Here is an 18829-nt window from a genome sequence, read left to right as displayed (position 1 = left end):
GTAGGGTGGCCTGAGTGTCCGTCACCCACATGATCCTGATCGCGCTGGCCGGTGTCGGGGCGGGCGCGATCAACGCCATCGTCGGGTCCGGCACGCTGATCACCTTTCCCACGCTGGTGGCGCTGGGGATTCCGCCGGTCACGTCGACGATGTCCAATGCCGTCGGTCTGGTCGCCGGCGGGGTATCGGGCACCTGGGGCTATCGCCGAGAGCTGCGGGGCCAGTGGAAGCGGTTGCGCTGGCAGATCCCCGGATCGCTGATCGGTGCCGGGCTGGGCTCGTGGCTGCTGCTGCACCTGCCGGAAAAAGTGTTCGTCACGGTGGTGCCGGTCCTGCTGATCCTGGCGCTGGTCCTGGTGGTCGTCGGCCCCCGGATTCAGGCCTGGGTACGGCAGCGGGCCGAGGGGTCGGGGCAGTCCGCCGACCATGTCAGCCCGCGTCGGATGGCCGTTCTGGTGATCGGCACGTTCGCCGTCGGTGTCTACGGCGGCTACTTCACCGCAGCCCAGGGAATCCTGCTGATCGCGGTGATGGGAGCGTTGCTGCCCGAGTCCATCCAGCGGATGAATGCCGCCAAGAACCTGCTGTCGTTGTTGGTCAACATCGTCGCGGCGCTCGCGTACACGATCGTCGCGTTTGACCGGATCAGCTGGGCGGCGGCCGGCCTGATCGCGGTCGGTTCTCTGATCGGCGGTTTCCTCGGCGCGCACTACGGACGCCGGCTGTCGCCGAACGCGTTGCGCGCCGTGATCGTGGTGGTGGGACTGATCGGCCTGTACCGGTTGCTGAGCCTGTAGGGCCGGGCCTTGCCTGTCCGAAGCCTCAGGTAAAGTCGCGTCAACTGTCGAGCAGGAAGGGGTGACCGGTGGCCGAACTCGCCTACCGCACCGCACCGTCCGCTCTGGCTGCCCTCGAGCCCTTCTGGCCGTCGCGCCGGTTGATGGCTTTCGACGAGTGGTGTCGCGCGGGTCGATAGACACGCGCCCAACCTTCCGTCGGGTCACCCGGGGCGGTGACCACAATCGAAAGCAGCCGAACCAATGCGTTCGCTTCTGATCTTCACGCTCGTCGGCCTCGGGGCCCAGTTGGTCGACGGTGCGCTCGGGATGGCCTTCGGTGTGACCGCCTCGACCCTGCTGGTGCTCAGCGGGGTGGCTTCGGCACAGGCCAGCGCTGCGGTGCATCTGGCGGAGGTCGGAACCACGCTGGCGTCGGGTCTTTCGCATTGGCGGTTCAAGAACATCGACTGGAGCATCGTGCTCAAGCTGGGTGTGCCCGGAGCGATCGGCGCCTTCGTCGGGGCGACAGTGCTCTCCTCGCTGTCGACCGAGGACGCCGCGCCCCTAATGGCCTCGATCCTGCTGGGCATAGGTATGTATGTGCTGTTGCGATTCTCGTTGGGCTCGCCGCCGGTTTTCCGTGCGGGCCGCACGTCGCACACCGCGAAATTCCTCACCCCGCTGGGTTTGTTCGGCGGCTTCATCGATGCATCCGGTGGTGGCGGCTGGGGTCCGGTGACCACCAGCACGCTGCTGTCGCAGGGCAAGACCGCGCCCCGCACTGTGATCGGCTCGGTCAGCGCCTCGGAGTTCCTGGTCGCGGTGTCGGCATCGCTGGGCTTCCTGGTCGGGCTGCGGCAGGACTTCCTGCACAACCTGCCGATCGTGGCGGGCTTGGCGGTGGGCGGTGTGATCGCCGCACCGCTGGCGGCCTGGCTGGTGTCCAAGGTCAGCCCGGCACTGCTGGGTACCGCGGTGGGCGGCGTGATCGTGCTGACGAATGCCCAGAAGCTGCTGAAGTACTTCGGTATTCATGGTGCGGCTTCGACGGTCATCTACGTCACGATCGCCGTCGCCTGGGCCGGGCTCGTGCTCTACGCCTGGCGCACCTCCCGGGCGCCCGAATACCTGCCCGAGGAGCTCGACGCCGAGGAGCCTGCCGAGGAAGAGCTGGCAGACGAGCCGGACACGGCAGCACGGTGACGCGCAGGGGGAGCGATTGGGGCGAAACCGGGTCTCTACGGTAAGCTTTCGACTCGCTGCCGGTGTAAGCCGGAAGCAAGCGGGCTGTGGCGCAGCTTGGTAGCGCACTTGACTGGGGGTCAAGTGGTCGCAGGTTCAAATCCTGTCAGCCCGACAGATGAAGTGGCAGTTCAGAGGCGGTTTTCGAGAAATCGAGAACCGCCTTTTTCATACCCGTTGGCGGCATGGATGCCAATCCGTCGAGTACCTTCCGGTTGATAGTCAGCCCAGGCCAATTCCCAAACCGAATTCGAAGTCCACGTTGACGCCCGGCACACCGGTGACGGTGTCCGCGTTCCCGTTCGGGCTGCCGACGCAGTAATCGACCTCGACGCCGTCAACGACGTCGCTGGTGCAGGTCGCGATCGGTTCGGCCGAGGCACTCGGCGCGCCGACGACGGCGGATAGGGCGAGCGCGCTCGCTGCCATCGCCAGCCGCTCGAATCGTGTCTGCACAGCGGGCTACTACGCGAGCAACGAGTGGTACAGCTCGAATGAGGCCTGTTCGACCCAACCGTGCTGTAGCTTGCCGTCGGCCACAGACCAGACGGCTGTGCCGGTCATGGCGATCGGCTTACCGTTGGGTTCGGTGCCGAGAATGCCGTTGTTGGTCCCCGTCAGTATCCACCTGGAGGTGACGCGGGTGCCATCCTCGTTTTGAAAGGATTCGACTGGGTTGACGTGCAAGTCGTTGACGTGATCGAGGAATTGCTGCACCCAATGTTTGACCTCGTCCAGTCCAGAGATTTTCTGACCGCCAGCTTCGATGACGACGTCGGCGGCGGCGAACCGGCCGACGGCATCGGCTTCGTGGGCGTTCCAGACGTCGTCCCAAAACGCCCTGACGATCTCAGTTGATCGCATGTCTGAACGATCCCACTCTTCTGCCGTGGCCGTAGGGATTTCGACATGTGCGCGCGGCCCGCCAAGACCTACGCGGAACCCGCTACTACAGGGTCGCGTACGTTCTTAGAGAATCAAATCCAAGAACCCAACGCAGCATCCAACGAAAGCCATCATGTCCCAGGATCAGAACACAGACGTCCCACCGAATCACCTCTCCATCGATCCGCGCAGCGCCTTCTATAGCGAAGAGGCGCTCCGCCGCGACGTGGGTATTCGCTTCAATGGCGTCGAGAAAACCAATGTGCACGAATACAACGTGGCCGAGGGTTGGGTGCGTGTGGAAGTCCCTACCGCCAAGGATCGCCGCGGAAATCCGATGGTCGTCAAGCTCAGCGGCACGGTTGAACCTTATTTCCGCCTAGCGAAATAGCGGACGCCCTTGGGGTACCGGGGCGGTTTGGGTTCGTCAGACTCAGTCACGTTTTCCGCCCGCACCGACGCACGTTTCGGTTGCGGGTGTGGGTGCGCAACCGAGCGGAACCTGTGCCCGAACTACCCGGACGCTGCCCGACGGACCTCGGCTTCTCCGGACACCAACTCCAAGCTGTCACCGATGTCCACCGTCACCTCCGCCGTTGCCTGGAACAGACCGTAGAAGTCGTCGGTCCTGGCGAACGTGTGGGCGCGGGAGTACAACGGATGCACGTCGAACACTCGCACCCGAAGCTTCTCGCGCGTGAGTCTGCCCAATTCCCGGCCGGATTCGGGGTCGGTGATCACCTGATCCGACTCGGACTGCACGGCAAAGACCATGCCCGGTGTCACACCCGCCTCAGCTCCACGATTGATGACCAACGTGTAGTCGTCCTCGATGAGGGCGACCTGACCGGAGAGGGTGGGCTCGGTCATGATGCGGCCAGGGAATTGTTTTCGCGCAACGATTTTGACGCGGAGCCGACCCGGATTCGGGGCCGCGAGTCGTGGTCGTCCACGGACAGGAGCGCGTCGACATGGCTCGCTGTGTCCTGCTCCGTCCCGAGCGTGAGTTCGACGGCGGTCTTGGCCTGGAAGAGGGCAATCATCGCGTGTTGTTGACGCTCGGCGCCGAACGCGTTGAGGGCGAGGGTGAGCTTCTTGTCGACGTATTCGATCGACCGCTGCAGGTCCGGCGCCGAGGTGGCCACGGCCGGCGCCCCTACGGCCGTGCTTTCCGCGCGCGGCGCGGGCTGCTCATTGAGCCCGCTGTACCAACGGTGCCCAAGCGCACCGAGGGTGATCGAGCACAGCGGGATCACCACGACGATGCACACCAGGCCGACGGTGCCTTCCAGCGCGATCGCCCCGACGACACCCAGGAGCGTGAGTACGCCCGTCAGTGCCAGCACGCGCACGGCCGGTGGCACCGCATCGATCGCCAGTGCCAGCTGCCTTACGGTGCGGGCGACATATCGCGCAACGCCGGCGATAAACGCGATGATGGCCGTGCCGGCTTTGAGTGCGATCCGTCCGACCTCGTCGGCCTGCTTGCGCGTCACCGGAGGCTTGGGCATCGTCCAGACGCGCTGCTGCTCAGACGGCGAACTGGCAACTGCTTCGGGTTTACCGCGCACCTCGTCGGCTTCCGGCTCGGACGTTGGGGGCACCGGCACGACGTTTGTCACATTCGCATCAACAACCACATCTGCATCATCGCGCCGGTTGCGTCCGACGCCTGCTCCGGCGCGCCGAAGATCTGCAAATCCACGGTGTTGATCTCATGGCAAACGTGAACACGTCCTGGCCTCGGAGCGACGGTTCGATATCTGAACGTCGCGAATCCCTTCCTCGGCACGGCCGGGCCGCGCTATGAATCAATGGTGAGCAACCACCACGTGAATCTGACCCCCCAGGAAAACTCGTTGATCGACGAGAGCCATCCCGAGGCTCTGGCCCGCATGGACGAGAAGTCTCTGAAGGAATTGCTGAGCCGGCTCAGGCAAGCGCGTGAGAAGAACTTCAGCCTGTTGCGGCGCCAGGGTGCGGCGCGGGTGGAGGCGGAAGGTGGCCGTGGCGCTGCCCAACCGGCCAACGAGAAGCGCGGCGAGAAGGTGGACGTCTTCGATGAGGCGCTGGCGAGGGTGAGCGAGCGCCTGGAAGACATCAGCGACGCCGAATAGGAGTCGTCGGACTTTCCTGCGAAAGACCTGTCGGCGCTGTCTTCCCGGGTCGAACCTGCGGTAGCGTCGTTAGTGGTTCTAGGTAATCCTGCGACGATCAGTCGGGAAGCAGAGGGCAGCCACGATGGATCTCGGGATCTGGGGTGACCTCACGATTCTTGCCGGCGTGGTGGCGGTGACGTTGGCCGCGTGCGTGTTCGTCTACCTCCGCCGGTTGGAGAAACGAACCCCGGCTTCATTGGGTGAGAAAGTGGGCGCCCACAAGGCGGTGCTCGCCAAGCTGCGCAAGCGCGAACCGATGTCGAGGGACGAGTTCGACTATGCGACCGAACTGGTGAACGACGCTCGATCACCGCTTGCCTACGCGATGCCGGCCGTCCTTTTCACGATGGGCTTCTTCTACGTGGTCGGCTGCCTGTACATGTTGCACCGAGACGGCGGCAACCCGTCCTTCCGGACGTTCATCGGCGGGATCCCGATGTTGACCTCCATGAACATCGCCGCTCAGCTCCGCCGGGTCGCGGGGCTGAAGGGGAAGCTGCGGGACGTTGAGGTGACGGATGAACCGTCGGACGAGCTCAGTCTTGCTGAGAGAGGCTGACTTTCGTCATTTGTCGGGGTGGGACGGAGCTGCCGCGTCGTCGTCCTCCCACAGCAGGAGCTGACGAACCGCTGCGCGTGATCCGTACGGCTGCAGCATCTGACTCGCCGGCCGCGGCCGCACCCGAAGGGGCCACCAGAACCACCGGCCGAGCAGTGTGGCAATGGACGGTGTCATGAACGACCGTACGATCAGCGTGTCGAACAATAGACCGAGGGCGATCGTGGTTCCGATCTGACCGAGAACGCGCAGGTCCGCGAAGATGAACGAGGCCATGGTGGCTGCGAACACCAGCCCGGCCGAGGTCACCACGGCGCCGGAGCCGGCCATCGACCGGATGATGCCGGTGTTCAATCCGGCGTCGATCTCCTCCTTGAACCGGGAGACGAGTAGCAGGTTGTAGTCCGACCCCACGGCCAACAACAGGATGACCGCCAGCGCCAGCACGATCCAGAACAGATCGATGCCGAACAGGTCCTGCCAGATCAGCACCGAAAGCCCGAACGAAGCGCCCAACGACAGCGCCACCGTACCCACGATAACGAGCGCGGCGACGGCGCTGCGGGTGATGAACATCATCACCAGCAGAATCAGGCTCAGCGCGGCGATGGCGGCGATCATCAGATCGTATTTGGCGCCGTCCTGAATGTCCTTGTAGGTCGACGCAGTGCCGGCGAGGTAGATCCTGGATCCGGCGAGCGGTGTGCCCTTGACGGCTCCCTGGGCGGCATGCCTGATGGCGTCGATGTGCGAAATGCCTTCCGGCGTAGCGGGATCGCCCTCGTGGGTGATGATCATGCGGGCGGCCTTGCCGTCCGGTGACATGAACAGTTTCATGCCGCGCTGGAATTCGGGGTTGGTGAACGCCTCCGGTGGTAGGTAGAAGGAGTCATCGGTTTTCGAGGCGTCGTACGCCTGGCCCAGCGCGGTGGCGTTCTGGAGCGCGGCCTCCGTCTGGGCGTTGATGCCGGAGGTGGTGGCGTAGTTGGTCAGGGTGAGGTCGCGGTTGGTCTGTTGACTGGTGATCTGCGGGGGGATGAGCGCGAGCAATTTCGGTTGCAGTGCATCCAATTTCGAGATGCTGCCCGAGACGCTGGCCAGTTGATCGGTCAGCGCGTCGACACCGTCGAGCGCATCGAACACCGACCGGATGGCCGCGCACATCGGGATGTCGAAACAGTGTGGCTCCCAGTAGAAGTAATTGCGCAGCGGGCGGAACTGGTCGTCGAAGTCGGCGATCTTGTCGCGCAGGTTCTGAGTTGTGGCGACGGTCTGCTGGAAAGCCCTGGCCTGCTCGTCGGTGACGGCGGCCGACTGTTGTTGCAGGGCGTACTGCTGGCGCAGAATGTCGATCGAATTGTTGATCACGTCAACCTGTTTGAGCAGATCGGCACCGCGGGCCTGCTGGAACGGCAGGTTGTTGATCTGTTGTGCGCTGCCCGCGCTGATCTGGAACGGGATCGACGTGTGGTCCAGTGGGGTGCCGAGCGGCCGGGTGATCGACTGGACCTGGGCGATGCCGTCGGTGTGGAAGACCGCCTTGGCGACGCGTTCCAGCAGGATCATGTCGGTCGAATTGCGCAGATCGTGATCGGCTTCGACCATCAACAGTTCGGGATTCAGCCGGGCTTGAGAGAAGTGGCGTTCGGCAGCGGCGTACCCGACGTTGGCCGGAGCACTGGCGGGCATGTAGGGCCGCGCGTCGAAACTCGTCTGGTAGCGCGGCAGGGCGAGCAGGCCGATGAGAGCAACGGCGATCGTCACCGCCAGGATGGGGCCGGGCCAGCGCACGATCGCCGTCCCGATGCGCCGCCAACCCCGAGTGCGCATCGGCCGGGCGGGCTCGAACAGACCGAAATGGCGGCCGATGACCAGCAGTGCCGGTGCCAGGGTCAACGCCGCCGCCACTGCGACCAGGACGCCGGTGCCCGCGGGGACCCCCAGGCTCTGGAAATAGGGGAGCCGGGTGAAGGTCAGACACAGCACCGCGCCGGCGATCGTCAGCCCCGAGCCCAGGATGATGTGCGCGGTTCCGTGGTACATCGTGTTGAACGCTGTGACGCGATCCTGCCCGGCATGACGCGCTTCGTGGAACCGGCCGAGGATGAAGATCGCGTAGTCGGTGCCGGCGGCGATCACCAGGAGTGTCAGCAGATTGGTCGAATACGTGGACAGCTCGATGATCCCGGCGTTCGCGAGCACCGCGACGACACCTCGGGACGCGGTCAACTCGATCATCACCGTGAAGATCACGAAGAACACCGTGGTGAGCCGTCGGTAGAGCGAGAACAGCATCATCGCGATCACCCCGATGGTGATCAGTGTGGTTTTCAGGGTGCCGTGGCGGCCCACCTCGAACTGATCGGTGACCAGGGGCGCGGCGCCGGTGACATAGGCCTTGACGCCCGGTGGCGGTGTGGTCTGGTTGACGATGTTGCGCACTGAGTCGACGGACTCATTGGCCAGCGATTCACCCTGGTTGCCGGCGAGGTACACCTGTACCAATGCCGCCTTGCCGTCGGTGCTCTGCGAGCCGGCCGCCGTCAGCGGATCTCCCCAGAAGTCCTGAATGTGCTGAACGTGTTTGGTGTCCTGGCGGAGCTTCTGGATCAAGCCGTCGTAGTAGTGGTGGGCATCGGCGCCGAGCGGTTGATCGCCCTCCAGGACGATCATCGCCGAACTGTCGGAATCGAACTCGTCGAAGACTTTGCCGATCCGCTTTGCGGCTTGCAATGACGGCGCGTCCTGGGAGCTCAGCGACACATTGTGCGATTCGGCGACGGTCTCGAGCTGCGGCACGAAAACATTCGTCACCACCGCCAGGCCGAGCCAGAACAGCGCGATGAGCGCGGAGAACCGCCGGATGAAGTCCGGAACCCGGTGGGTGTTCATCCGGACTTGTCCAGGCACGAGGTGTAGGCGTTCAAGGTGTTCACCGATCTCTCGTCCTTGATCACGTCGTCGATCTTGATCCGGCACCCGATCGAACTGCTGTCGCCTTGGGCCTGGACGTTGACGAACACCGCGGGCTGCGTGGTGGTCGTGTCATACGCCCACGGCAGGGTGACGTCGTCGGCGCGCTGCGGTTGGGCGTTGACGTCCAGGTAGGTGATGGTGGCCACCGTGCCGGGCGGGCCGAAGACCTCGATGACCACATGTTTGGGGTTGAACGGAACGATGTCGTTCACCGAGCCGCTGGGTGTGGACGTGACGTCGTGGGAGGCGAAGATGCCGTGCAGCCGGTACACAACGAATCCAGCCACCAGCAGCACCACGACGGCCACCAGCACCATCCAGCGTTGACCGAGTCGACGAATGAACGAAACCCGTTGCATCCGTGACCCTTTCGTAAGCGGCGACCAGGCGCGGACGGTAGGGAGAGCTCCTCTAGGACGGCTAATCAACTAGGTTGACGTTATGGCACCCAGCCGGACACCACAACCATGTAGGTCCGGAATGTTCCTGTGTGAAAGCTGGGAATGCGGACGGCAACGCCGCGACCGCAGGGGCTACGTCAGATACGTTTCGTGCCCGGTGGGGAATCCGCCGCCGTTGGTGGCGATGTGCACATGGTCGAAGTGGTTCGCGGTGTCCCCGCCGCGGTCCGACATCATTCTGGGCGCCTTGCCGCGAGAGTAGATGTGCTGCCGGAAGATCACGTGGTTCACGCCGAACCGATCCGCGTTGTCGAGGGCATACGCGACGATCCGGTCTCCGAGCGCTTTACCTTCCGGGGTGGCGTAATTCGGGATCATCACGTCGATCGCAAGTCCATTGGGGTGCCACTTCATCGAATCGGCCCGGACCCCACCGATGTCGAGAATCTGGGGGAATCGCGCGCTGACCGCGCGGGCCGCGAGGATGGTCTCGACCTGTAGGCCCCTTTCGGAGGCCCGGCCGGCGGGCAGTGGGAACCTCATGTTCCGTCGCACGGCGCGCTCGGCCGGCACTGCCGGTGCCGCGGGGGCGGCGGCCGGCGTGACGGCCGGGGCCGCTACAACCTCGGCGTCGCCCTTGGTGGCCGGCCCGGTGTCTGCGCCGACGACGATGAGTGCGGCGGCAGGCACGACGACCGCAGCCATGGCTGCAGATCGGCGGCGCCGATCCTTTTTCAACTGGTGTCTACCCACGAGGACCGGACCCTACCGGCGGGCGGAACGATCCCCGGAATCGCGAAGTTCTCTGGTGCTGTCGATGGCAACCACTTCGGCGGTCATGCGTCAACCACGGCTTGACGCCCTGGGGTGCCGGGAGAACCGGAGGTGAACAATGGGCCAACTCCGGAGAATTAGCAGTTCAGACATCATTGCACAGTCGGCTGACGATCCAATTTTCAGGGTGTCGGTTCGGTGTTGGGGGTGGCCCTGGCCCGGCTCGAACGCAGTGACCTACGCCTTGGGTGGCAAAATTTATGGCATTTACCACATCTGTCGGTCAACAGTGCCTCCGGAGCGGCTGACGACGGCGTAATTTGAGCGAATCTGGCCCGTCGAAAACGGGGAGGGTGACCCATGACAGATGTCGACTGCTGTGTAGTGGGAGCGGGGTTCGCCGGCCTTACCGCGGCCGTGCGACTCAAGCAGGCGGGCCGCTCCGTGGCCTTGCTCGAGGCGCGTGACCGGGTCGGCGGCCGCACGTTCACCGAGGTGCTCGGCGACGGAACGTGGATCGACCGCGGCGGGGCCTGGATCGGACCGGGGCAGGACCGCATCAAGGCCCTGATGGCCGAGTACGGCGTCGAGGAATACAAGGAGTACGTCGACGGCGACGCGATGATGATCCTGGACGGCAAACAGCACCGCTATTCCGGCACGATTCCGTGGGCGATGAGCCCGTGGGCGATCGCCAACCTCGGTGCCGGACTGCTCGAGGTGGAGCTCATGTGTAAGACGATTCCCTTCGAGGCCCCGTGGGAAGCGAGGAAGGCGGTCGAGTGGGACCGGATCAGCTTGGGGGAGTGGATCAACCGTCATATGCGTTCCAAGCAGGCGCGCGAGATGATCGACATGGCGCTCGCCGGCATCTACACCTCGGCGGCCTCCGAGGTGTCGTTGTTGTGGGCGCTGCACCAGATGGGATCGGGCGGCGGGCCGGGCTTCGTCATCTCCAATCGGGGCGGAGCCCAGGATGCGCGGGTATGCGGCGGCATGGGCGCAATCTACGGGCCGATGGCCACAGAATTGGGTGGGGCGCTGCATCTTTCGCAACCGGTGCACCTCATCGCGCAGGACGACGACGGCGTGACGGTCCACGCCGGGGACATGACGGTGCGGGCCGGGCAGGCGATCGTCGCCGTCCCCTTGGCAGTCGCGAGCCAGATCGTCTATGAGCCAATGCTTCCCGTGGATCGAATGTTCCTCCATCAACGGATGCCCAGCGGCGCGGTCTTCAAGATCTCGGTTGTCTATGACACGGCATTCTGGCGCGAGGACGGTTTGTGCGGACAGTCCGCCGCTCCCGGCAGTCCTGCCACGCTGACCATCGACGCCTGCACCGACACCGGCACTCCCGGAATCATGTGCGTCATCACCGAAGGACCCGCTGCCCGTCGGCTCGGGCTTCTCGACGCCGGCGAGCGCAAAGCCGTGGTGATCGGTGAGTTGATCGAGCGGTTCGGCCCGAAGGCCGCGTCACCGGTGAGCTATCACGAGCAGAACTGGACGGTCGAACGGTATTCGGGTGGCGGGATGATCAGTCACGCCCCGCCCGGAGTGCTCACGGAGTTCGGGCCCGCGCTGCGGGCCCCGTGCGGACGGATCCACTGGGCCGGCACGGAGAGTTCGGCAGTCATGTGCGGCTGGATCGATGGTGCGGTTCGGTCGGGCGAACGCGCCGCCGCGGAGGTGTTGGCTGCCGAGAGCGTGGCGGCAGCCTGATTAGCCCGCGTAAGGCGTTGGCGGGGGTTACCGTGCAATTCGGACCTGCCTGCGGCGAGGTGATGTCGAGTGCACAGCGGTGAGTTGGAGAGTCGGCAGACGCTCACGCTCGACGAGTCCGTGCTGGCTGACGCCGAGGAACAAGACCGGCCGGTCCTCGATTTCCTGCGGGCCACGCCGGGCCGGATAGCAGTGCTGGCCGTGGTTCTGATTGCGGCAGTTCTCACCGTGGGCGTCGCGGCGTCGGTGACGGAGTCCAACCGGCAACGCCAACTGGAGACCTTGCGGTCGCACACCGAGCCGCTGGCCGATGCCGCGCAACGGATCTACAGCGCGCTGTCGTCCGCCAACACCACCGCGGCCACCGCGTTTCTGGCCGGTGGCGTCGAACCGCGCGCAGTCCGCGAGCGCTACGACGCGTCGGTCGGGGAGGCATCGGCCGGGCTGGTCACCGCATCGAATGGGGTGTCACCCAACGACATCCAGTCGCTGACGTTGCTGACCGACCTGTCCAACCAGCTGGCGGTGTACACCGGCATGATGGCGACCGCTCGTGCGACCAACCGCGACGGCCGCCCGATCGGCGTCGGGTACCTGAGCGAATCGTCCACGCTGCTGCAGCAGTCCATCCTGCCCGATGCCGAGCGGCTGTACCGGACACAGGCTGACGCCGTCACGTGGTCGGGAAGATCGGCCACCACACCGTGGGCGTTGATCGAGGGCGCCGCGCTGGTGGTGGGTTTGTTGGTACTCGCGCAGGTCTATCTCGCCAGGCGCAGTCATCGGCGCCTCAACCCCGGCCTGGTGGGGGCGTCGGTGCTGATGATCGTGCTCGCGGTGTGGTTGGCGGTGTCCGGGCTGGTGGTGACGCACGCGGTCAGCAGTGCCCGCACCGAAGGCGGTGAGCCACTGGAATCGGCGGTGACCGCCCGGATTCTGGTCCAGCAGGCCCGTGCCGACGAAATCCTCGGGCTGCTCAAACGCGGCTCCGACACGCTCTCCGACATTCGATTCGAAGAGCGCACCACCGATGTCCGTCGGATTCTCGACAAGCACCCGGTGAACGGGGCGCAGGACGCGCTGCGTGGCTGGAAGGAATCGCACGCCCAGGCCCGGAGCCTGCTCGGCATCGGCGACTACGCCGGGGCCGTGGCGATAGCGCGCGATGGTGGGCCGCAGCACTCCACGGCCCAGTTCAGCCGGCTCGACGAGGCGTTGGGGGAAGACATCGCACGATTGCGCGATCGGCAGCGCGACGGCATCACCCGCGCCTATGCGGCGCTGAGCGCGCTTCCCGCAGGTGCCGCGGCGATCAGTGTGCTGGCTGCGCTTGCGGTTGCCGCCGGTGTCGCGCCGAGGCTGAGCGAGTACCACTGATGCGGGCCGTCGCCGGACTTCTCCTCGCCGCGGCCGTCGTGGCGGGATGTTCCACGGCGCAACCGCTTGTCCAGGTGTCCGCCTCGCTCACCACGCTGCCGCTGCCGAGCGGCGCCGCCGTGACGTCACAGGTGCCCGGCGCACCGGTCGAGAGTTGCGATGCCACAGCGAGTTTGCGCCCTTCGGCGGTGTCCGGCCCGGCGGTGCAGGCGATCCGGCAGCGGGGCCGGCTGGTGGTCGGCATCGACCAGAGCACCAATCTGTTGAGCTTTCGCGATCCCGTTTCGGGTGAACTGCAGGGCTTCGACGTCGATATCGCCCGCGAGGTGGCCCGCGACCTGCTCGGTGATCCCGCCAAGGTGGAGTTCCGCCTGCTGACCTCGCCCGAGCGCATCAGCGCTTTGCAGGACGGCACCGTCGACATCGTCGTGAAGGCGATGACGATCACCTGTGCTCGCGCGGAGCGGATCGCCTTCTCCACGGTGTATCTCGACGCGCACCAGCGGCTGCTGGTGCCGAAAGATTCGCCGATCGAGGGACCGGGAGATCTGGCCGGGAAACGGGTGTGTTCACAGGTGGACACCACCTCGCTGGCCACGGTCGCCCGGGTGGCGCCCGAGGCGACCCTGCTCGCTGTTCAGAATTGGGACGACTGCCTGGTGGCGCTGCAGCAGGGGCAGACCGATGCGGTCAGTACCGACGACTCGATACTTGCCGGCATGGCGGTGCAGGATCCCAACCTGCAGGTGGTCGGCCCCAGCCTCGAGGACGAGCCTTACGGGATCGGGATGAACAAGTCCCGGGAGGATCTGGTCCGGGCGGTCAACGGCACGCTGGAACGGACGCGGCGCGACGGCACCTGGTTGTCGCTGTACCGGAAGTGGCTCAACGTTCTCGGCGTGGCGCCGGATCCGCCGGAGCCGAGGTACCGGGACTGACATGGCAGGGGAAGAGGGCACGCGAGCCGTCCTGGTGACCGAATCGGCACCGGTCAAGACCGAGGGCACGGCCACCCGTCCGCGGTTGCGTACCGGCCGGCGGCGCATAGGCGATGGCCTGGTTGAGATCCCGATTCGTGAGGACATCGAACCCGCCAGTGCCATCCTCGCCAATCCTGTTGTCGCCGAGGCGAAACGGGAGTGCGCTGGCTGCGGGCGCCCGGTGGGGCGGGGGAGCGCCGGACAGCCCGGCGCCTGCGACGGCGTGTGTCCCAAGTGCGGCACCTTGTTCTCGTTCTCCCCGCAGCTGGAGAGCGGTGAGTTGGTGGCAGGACAGTACGATGTCCAGGGCTGCATCGCGCACGGCGGTGTCGGTTGGATCTACCTCGCGATCGACCGCAATGTCAGCGATCGGTGGGTGGTGCTCAAAGGCCTACTTCAACCCGGAGGGCAGCAGGCACAGGAGATCGCTGTCGCCGAACGGCAATTCCTCGCGATGGTCAACCATCCCGGCATCGTCAAGATCTACAACTTCGTCGAACACCCGGGGTTTGACGGAAGCCCGGTCGGTTACATCGTGATGGAGTACATCGGCGGAACCACGCTGGAAGCCGTTGCGAAACAGCAGGCTACCTCGGGCGGAGAAGTCGCACAGGTGATGCCGGTGGAGCAGGCACTCGGTTATCTGCTCGACGTCATGCCGTCGCTGTCCTACCTGCACTCACTCGGCCTGGTGTACAACGACCTCAAGCCGGAGAACATCATGCTCACCGAGGACAATATCGAGTTGATCGACATGGGTGCGGTGTCCGGCGTCGAGGAATTCGGATACATCTACGGCACCAAAGGATTTCAGGCACCCGAGATCGTCCGGACCGGACCCACTGTCGCCACGGACGTCTACACGGTCGGCCGTACGCTGGCCAAGCTGACCGTCGACCTGCCCAACGACCGCTACGCCGAGACATTGCCCAAGCGTGACGAGGTTCCGCTGTTCGGACGGTACGAGTCCTTCTACCAACTGCTCGTCCGTGCGACCAACCCCCGTCCAGCACAACGGTTCTCGTCGGTGGATGAGATGGCCGACCAGTGCAGGGGTGTGCTCCACGAAATCCTCGCCGAGCAGACAGGTGCACCGAGTCCCCGGACGTCGACGCTGTTCAGCCCGCCGCATTCCACCTTCGGTGCCGATCTGGCGTTGCGGGGCACCGACGTGTTCGTCGACGGTCGTCGACGAACCGTTGCGCTGGACGCCCGCGACGTCGCCGGCGCCCTGCCCGAGCCCGTGCCGGTCGAGGAATCGGACGACGACTGGCGAATCGAGTGGGACGACGGGATCAGCGGACTGCAGACCGGTGATCTCGGGGAAGCCCTGGCATGTTTCGAGCGCGTGGTCGCCCTGCTTCCCGGTGAAGCCGCACCCAAGCTGGCGGCGGCCGCGACGGCGGAACTGCTGCTGGACACGGACGACGCACCGGATGCGGAACGATTGCGGCACTTGGCCGAACGGGACTACCGCACGTTGTGGCGCACCGACCACGCGATGGTGAGCGCGGCGTTCGGCCTGGCCCGCGCCCTCTTCGGCCGCGGCGATCGGGTGGGAGCGATCGAAGTGCTCGACCAGGTCCCGGTGACCTCGCGCCACTACGGCGAGGCCCAACTGACGTCGGTGGTGCTGCTGCTCGAGGGGCGGCCCGGTGCGGAGATCACGGAGGCAGACTTGCGCGACGCCGCGCGGCGTGTGGGCGGCCTGCCCGAGACCGAGGCACGCGTTCTGCAGATCCGCGCGTTCGTCCTCGGTGTTGCCCTGGACTGGCTCCGCTCGGGCGCTGTGAGTGCCTCCGGCGAACCGCTTCTCGACCATGCCTTCGACCAACGGGGTCTGCGTGTCGGTGTCGAGGAGGTGTTGCGGGAACTGGCGCGACACTCGCCGCGGCGACGCCACCGCTACCGGCTTGTCGACGTGGCGAATTCGATCAGGCCTCCGAGTTGGATGTGAGCGCACGGCACTGTTGACGGCGCGCGTCCGCTGGATCCCGAACCGAATCTGACACAGTGACGAGCATGAAGTCGTTGATGATCCCCGTGGTGGCAGCTGTGGCCGGGCTCGTCTTGGCCCCGGCAGCACTCGCCGATGATCAGGGCTATCTCGCCGAGGTCTCCGCAGTGGGTCTGCCGGTCTCCGATGAGAACCGTGACGTTCTGCTTCAGCTCGGACAGCAGGCATGCCTGACGGCGCACGAAGATCCGTCGATGCGTCCCGATGATCTGGCCATGCAGATCGCCGAGGCCCGGTCGGCCTATCCGTTCGACAAGGCCAGGCTCGTGGTGTCCGCGGCGCTGCACAACTACTGTTCGGATGTGGCGGTGCCGGCAGGCGCCTGAGCTAGTCGCCCGACCGCGTGACCCCGCGCACCACGGCAACGCAGAGATCAGCGCATTCGGCCGCGAGTTTCTCCGGCGTTTCGGTGGGATCCTCAAGCCAGGCTTCGATGATCTGGTTCACGCCGCCGACCATGAACTGTGCCCCGCGGCGCAGCTCGGCCGGATTCGGAACGGCCGAGTTCAGTACATCGGGAGCGAGCTGGACGATCAGACCGGTGATCATCTCCAGAATGTGCGTGCGATGCTCTGTCAGTCCGGCGACGCTGCTGACATCGCCGGTGGCGATGCGGTGGATGTGCGGGTCGGCCGCGATGATGTTCAGGAATGCGGTCAGGGCGGAGCGGAGTTTGTCGGTCAGAGTGCCCGGGTCGCCGACGCCGGCGTTCACCAGCGCTGTCAGCAACTGATCCCGCACATCGTCGGAAATTGCGTACAGCAACGCGTCTCGGGTTTCGAATTGCTCGTAGAAGTAGCGTGACGTCAGCCCGGCAGCGCTGCAGACCGCACGTACGGTCACCTCGGTGATTCCCGATTCGCCCCAGATCTGCCGTCCGGCGGCGAGCAGCTTGCTCCGTCGTTCTGTGCGGCGGTCGGCCGCACTGACGCCGCCGTAGCCGCGTACCACCTGTACGCGCTTCATTGACAGCACCCTACCTGCCGCCTACATTCTGACTACGTACGTAGTCAATCGTGTGGGGTGTGTCCCAGGAGGTCTCCGATGAACGTCCCGGCTCGTCATCCCGAACGGCCCCATGCCGTTCCCGGCGCCATGCGGATGTTCGCGACGATGCTGGGCATCCGTAACCCCGACGCCGAGCAGTGGCGTCGGCTCGGAGAGCGGCTGACCGTCGGGGACGAGCCGATGGACCGTCTGGTCGATTGGATGTCGTCGGCGGGGATGGCACAGATGCGTCCCCTATTCGAGAAGGCGCTCACCGAGGGCATCGGCAATGTTCCCGACGCTCCGGAACCGTTGCGCGAGTTCTTCATCGGCGTAGAGAACGTCCCGGACTGGGTGGACCCGGACAAACTGCGCAAAGGCCGGCGGGCGCTGCTGCGGGGCGGATCGGACGGCATGTCGATCGCGCGCGACGTCTCGCTGCTCGGCGGCTACCAGTTCTCCGGGTTCAACAAGACCCTGTTGCGTACTGGTGCCCTGGAGAAGGGATCCAACAAGCGATTCGCCGAGACGATGCAGTGGGCGATGGACGTCATCTCCGACGGAGGTCTGGACCCGCTGGGCGTCGGCTACCGGTCCACCCTGCACGTCCGCTTGATCCACGCATTCGTGCGCCGGCACGTCGCGGCCATGCCCGACTGGCGCGCCGACGAGTGGGGTTTACCGGTCAACCAGACCGATATGGCGGCGACTTTGGTCGGCGCGCTCGTCGCCCCTCCTGTCGCCTCACTCGCAATGGGAATCGTCCCTGCGCCAGGCGAACTCGACGCCATCGCGCATCTGACCCGCTACGTCGGCTGGCTGATCGGCGTCGAGGACGAATGGCTGCCCCGTAGCTTCCGCGAGAGCATCCGCGTGCTCTATCACACCTCCACCGCCCTGGCTGTCCCCGATGAGACCACCCGGCAGCTGTCGGTTCCGATGGCGCAGGACCCGCTGTCATGGCAGTACCGCGGCGTCCGGGGCCTGCGCCGCCGCCTGGCGTGGGCCCAGCATCTGTCGATCACCAGCGCATTCCTCGGGCCGAGCGCCATGCGCATCCTGGGCCTGCCGGTCTACATGCCGCCGTGGTATCCGGTGCTGAAGATGCCGGTCAACCTGATCCGCAGCGTCGCGGCGATGACATCGCCGGGCGGTATGGAACGCGCGGTCGCCCGTGGGCAACGCGAGCAACAAGCCCTGCTACGCACCATCATTGGCGACAGCGCGACCAACATCGGCGAGTCGGCAGTCCAGGTGAGCAGCGCAGCCTAACGGCTCATCGAACCCAGGAAATAGCTCTCGTGCCCGGTGGGATATCCGCCACCGTCGGTGGCGATGTGCACATGGTCGAAGTGATTGGCGGTCTCGTTGCCGTAGTCCGCGGTCCAGTGCGGTGCGCCGATCCCGGGATAGAGGCCCTGACGCCAGATCACATGCAGCACGCCCCAGCGTTGGGCGTTGGCCAAGGCGAAACCGGCGATCTGATTGCCGAGCGCGATGCCTTCCTTGGAGTGATAGTTCGGGATCATCACATCGATCGCCAGACCATTGGGATGCCACTTCAGCGCATCCTGGCGATACCCGCCGATCGTGGTGATCTCGGGGAACATCACGGCGATGGCACGGGCCACCCAGATCGTCTTGATCTGCAGCCCGCTCTCGGGTGCCGGACCTTTCGGCAGGGAGAACTGGAAGTCGCGTGCGACGACGGGAGCGCTGGCGGCGACCAACTCGGCCTGAGCGGGGACCGGCGCCGGTTGCTGACTGCTGGGCGGTGTTGCCGATGGGACCCCCGGGCAGCACTTCGACTCGGTGTTCTGCGCGTACACCATGCCCCCGGCGAGGGTGACCGAGGCGGCAAGCGCCAGCAAGCGTCCCCGGCCGCCGGCGAAGAGTCGTTTCCCCACGGCAGCAATCTACTGCGGTCGCCGCCGCGGCGGGCAATGTTCGCCATCCGTGTGGTTACTG

At 65.5% G+C, this 18829-nt stretch carries 20 protein-coding genes and 1 tRNA gene; 12 read left to right on the top strand and 9 right to left on the bottom strand.

What is annotated here, in order from left to right; translation table 11 throughout:
- Positions 1-14: 14 nt before the first annotated feature.
- The 3 genes from AB0I14_RS27105 to AB0I14_RS27095 all read left to right on the top strand — a co-directional run bounded on the left by AB0I14_RS27105 (position 15) and on the right by AB0I14_RS27095 (position 2136).
- A complete protein-coding gene (locus AB0I14_RS27105) occupies positions 15-797 on the top strand; it encodes a sulfite exporter TauE/SafE family protein (protein ID WP_358028435.1) in 783 nt (260 codons plus the stop codon).
- 243 nt (positions 798-1040) lie between these two features.
- The gene (locus AB0I14_RS27100) at positions 1041-1982 is read left to right on the top strand and encodes a sulfite exporter TauE/SafE family protein (RefSeq protein WP_358028432.1); all 942 of its coding nucleotides are present in this window, start codon (positions 1041-1043) and stop codon (positions 1980-1982) included.
- Between the two features lie 80 nt (positions 1983-2062).
- Positions 2063-2136 (top strand) — tRNA-Pro (locus tag AB0I14_RS27095).
- 107 nt (positions 2137-2243) lie between these two features.
- Here the strand turns inward: AB0I14_RS27095 and AB0I14_RS27090 are convergent.
- A complete protein-coding gene (locus AB0I14_RS27090; RefSeq protein WP_358028429.1) occupies positions 2244-2477 on the bottom strand; it encodes a hypothetical protein in 234 nt (77 codons plus the stop codon).
- 9 nt (positions 2478-2486) lie between these two features.
- Positions 2487-2885 carry an ester cyclase gene (locus AB0I14_RS27085; RefSeq protein WP_358028427.1) on the bottom strand — a complete coding sequence of 133 codons (399 nt, stop codon included), beginning with the start codon at positions 2883-2885 and terminating at the stop codon, positions 2487-2489.
- Between the two features lie 154 nt (positions 2886-3039).
- Between AB0I14_RS27085 and AB0I14_RS27080 the strand changes: the two genes are divergently transcribed.
- Positions 3040-3297: a DUF3297 family protein gene (locus AB0I14_RS27080; protein ID WP_358028424.1), complete on the top strand. Its 258-nt coding sequence runs from the start codon at positions 3040-3042 to the stop codon at positions 3295-3297.
- A gap of 122 nt (positions 3298-3419) precedes the next feature.
- Here AB0I14_RS27080 and AB0I14_RS27075 read toward each other — a convergent pair whose 3' ends face one another.
- Together AB0I14_RS27075 and AB0I14_RS27070 are read right to left on the bottom strand one after the other, a co-directional pair.
- Entirely contained in the window at positions 3420-3776 is a 357-nt protein-coding gene (locus AB0I14_RS27075) for a hypothetical protein (RefSeq protein ID WP_358028421.1), read from the bottom strand.
- Positions 3773-4510, bottom strand: a complete 738-nt coding sequence (locus tag AB0I14_RS27070; protein ID WP_358028418.1) for a hypothetical protein — start codon at positions 4508-4510, stop codon at positions 3773-3775. Before AB0I14_RS27070 ends, AB0I14_RS27075 begins: the two co-directional genes overlap by 4 nt.
- A 213-nt stretch (positions 4511-4723) precedes the next feature.
- Between AB0I14_RS27070 and AB0I14_RS27065 the strand changes: the two genes are divergently transcribed.
- The gene (locus AB0I14_RS27065) at positions 4724-5023 is read left to right on the top strand and encodes a hypothetical protein (protein ID WP_358028415.1); all 300 of its coding nucleotides are present in this window, start codon (positions 4724-4726) and stop codon (positions 5021-5023) included.
- 124 nt (positions 5024-5147) lie between these two features.
- On the top strand, positions 5148-5624 hold the full coding sequence (locus AB0I14_RS27060) for a hypothetical protein (protein ID WP_358028412.1): 477 nt from the start codon (positions 5148-5150) through the stop codon (positions 5622-5624).
- A gap of 6 nt (positions 5625-5630) precedes the next feature.
- Here the strand turns inward: AB0I14_RS27060 and AB0I14_RS27055 are convergent, their stop codons facing one another.
- The 3 genes from AB0I14_RS27055 to AB0I14_RS27045 all read right to left on the bottom strand — a co-directional run bounded on the left by AB0I14_RS27055 (position 5631) and on the right by AB0I14_RS27045 (position 9706).
- A complete protein-coding gene (locus tag AB0I14_RS27055) occupies positions 5631-8516 on the bottom strand; it encodes an MMPL family transporter (protein WP_358028410.1) in 2886 nt (961 codons plus the stop codon).
- On the bottom strand, positions 8513-8959 hold the full coding sequence (locus AB0I14_RS27050; RefSeq protein WP_358028408.1) for an MmpS family transport accessory protein: 447 nt from the start codon (positions 8957-8959) through the stop codon (positions 8513-8515). Before AB0I14_RS27050 ends, AB0I14_RS27055 begins: the two co-directional genes overlap by 4 nt.
- Positions 8960-9133: 174 nt before the next feature.
- The gene (locus tag AB0I14_RS27045; protein ID WP_358028405.1) at positions 9134-9706 is read right to left on the bottom strand and encodes a hypothetical protein; all 573 of its coding nucleotides are present in this window, start codon (positions 9704-9706) and stop codon (positions 9134-9136) included.
- Positions 9707-10135: 429 nt separating this feature from the next.
- On the opposite strand from AB0I14_RS27045, the gene AB0I14_RS27040 reads away from it, so the two are divergent.
- The 5 genes from AB0I14_RS27040 to AB0I14_RS27020 all read left to right on the top strand — a co-directional run bounded on the left by AB0I14_RS27040 (position 10136) and on the right by AB0I14_RS27020 (position 16200).
- Positions 10136-11500, top strand: a complete 1365-nt coding sequence (locus AB0I14_RS27040) for an FAD-dependent oxidoreductase (protein ID WP_358028402.1) — start codon at positions 10136-10138, stop codon at positions 11498-11500.
- Positions 11501-11569: 69 nt separating this feature from the next.
- Positions 11570-12877: a hypothetical protein gene (locus AB0I14_RS27035; RefSeq protein ID WP_358028399.1), complete on the top strand. Its 1308-nt coding sequence runs from the start codon at positions 11570-11572 to the stop codon at positions 12875-12877.
- A complete protein-coding gene (locus AB0I14_RS27030; protein WP_358028396.1) occupies positions 12877-13815 on the top strand; it encodes a glutamate ABC transporter substrate-binding protein in 939 nt (312 codons plus the stop codon). Before AB0I14_RS27035 ends, AB0I14_RS27030 begins: the two co-directional genes overlap by 1 nt.
- A gap of 1 nt (position 13816) precedes the next feature.
- A complete protein-coding gene (locus tag AB0I14_RS27025; protein ID WP_358028394.1) occupies positions 13817-15814 on the top strand; it encodes a tetratricopeptide repeat protein in 1998 nt (665 codons plus the stop codon).
- Positions 15815-15879: 65 nt separating this feature from the next.
- Positions 15880-16200, top strand: a complete 321-nt coding sequence (locus tag AB0I14_RS27020; RefSeq protein ID WP_358028391.1) for a DUF732 domain-containing protein — start codon at positions 15880-15882, stop codon at positions 16198-16200.
- 1 nt (position 16201) lies between these two features.
- Here AB0I14_RS27020 and AB0I14_RS27015 read toward each other — a convergent pair whose 3' ends face one another.
- Complete coding sequence (locus AB0I14_RS27015; protein ID WP_358028388.1) at positions 16202-16840, bottom strand: helix-turn-helix domain-containing protein; 639 nt, start codon at positions 16838-16840, stop codon at positions 16202-16204.
- Between the two features lie 78 nt (positions 16841-16918).
- Between AB0I14_RS27015 and AB0I14_RS27010 the strand changes: the two genes are divergently transcribed.
- Positions 16919-18133, top strand: coding sequence for an oxygenase MpaB family protein (locus tag AB0I14_RS27010; RefSeq protein ID WP_358028386.1), 1215 nt, complete (start codon positions 16919-16921; stop codon positions 18131-18133).
- Here AB0I14_RS27010 and AB0I14_RS27005 read toward each other — a convergent pair.
- Positions 18130-18768: a glycoside hydrolase gene (locus AB0I14_RS27005; protein ID WP_358028383.1), complete on the bottom strand. Its 639-nt coding sequence runs from the start codon at positions 18766-18768 to the stop codon at positions 18130-18132. The two genes, AB0I14_RS27010 and AB0I14_RS27005, sit on opposite strands and share 4 nt — an antisense overlap.
- Between the last annotated feature and the right edge of the window lie 61 nt (positions 18769-18829).

Origin of the sequence: Mycobacterium sp. NPDC050441 (assembly GCF_040655355.1) — a bacterium.
Taxonomy (GTDB): Bacteria; Actinomycetota; Actinomycetes; order Mycobacteriales; family Mycobacteriaceae; genus Mycobacterium.
The sequence above is the reverse complement of the archived record's forward strand: the minus strand, read 5'-3'. Positions and strand labels throughout refer to the sequence as shown.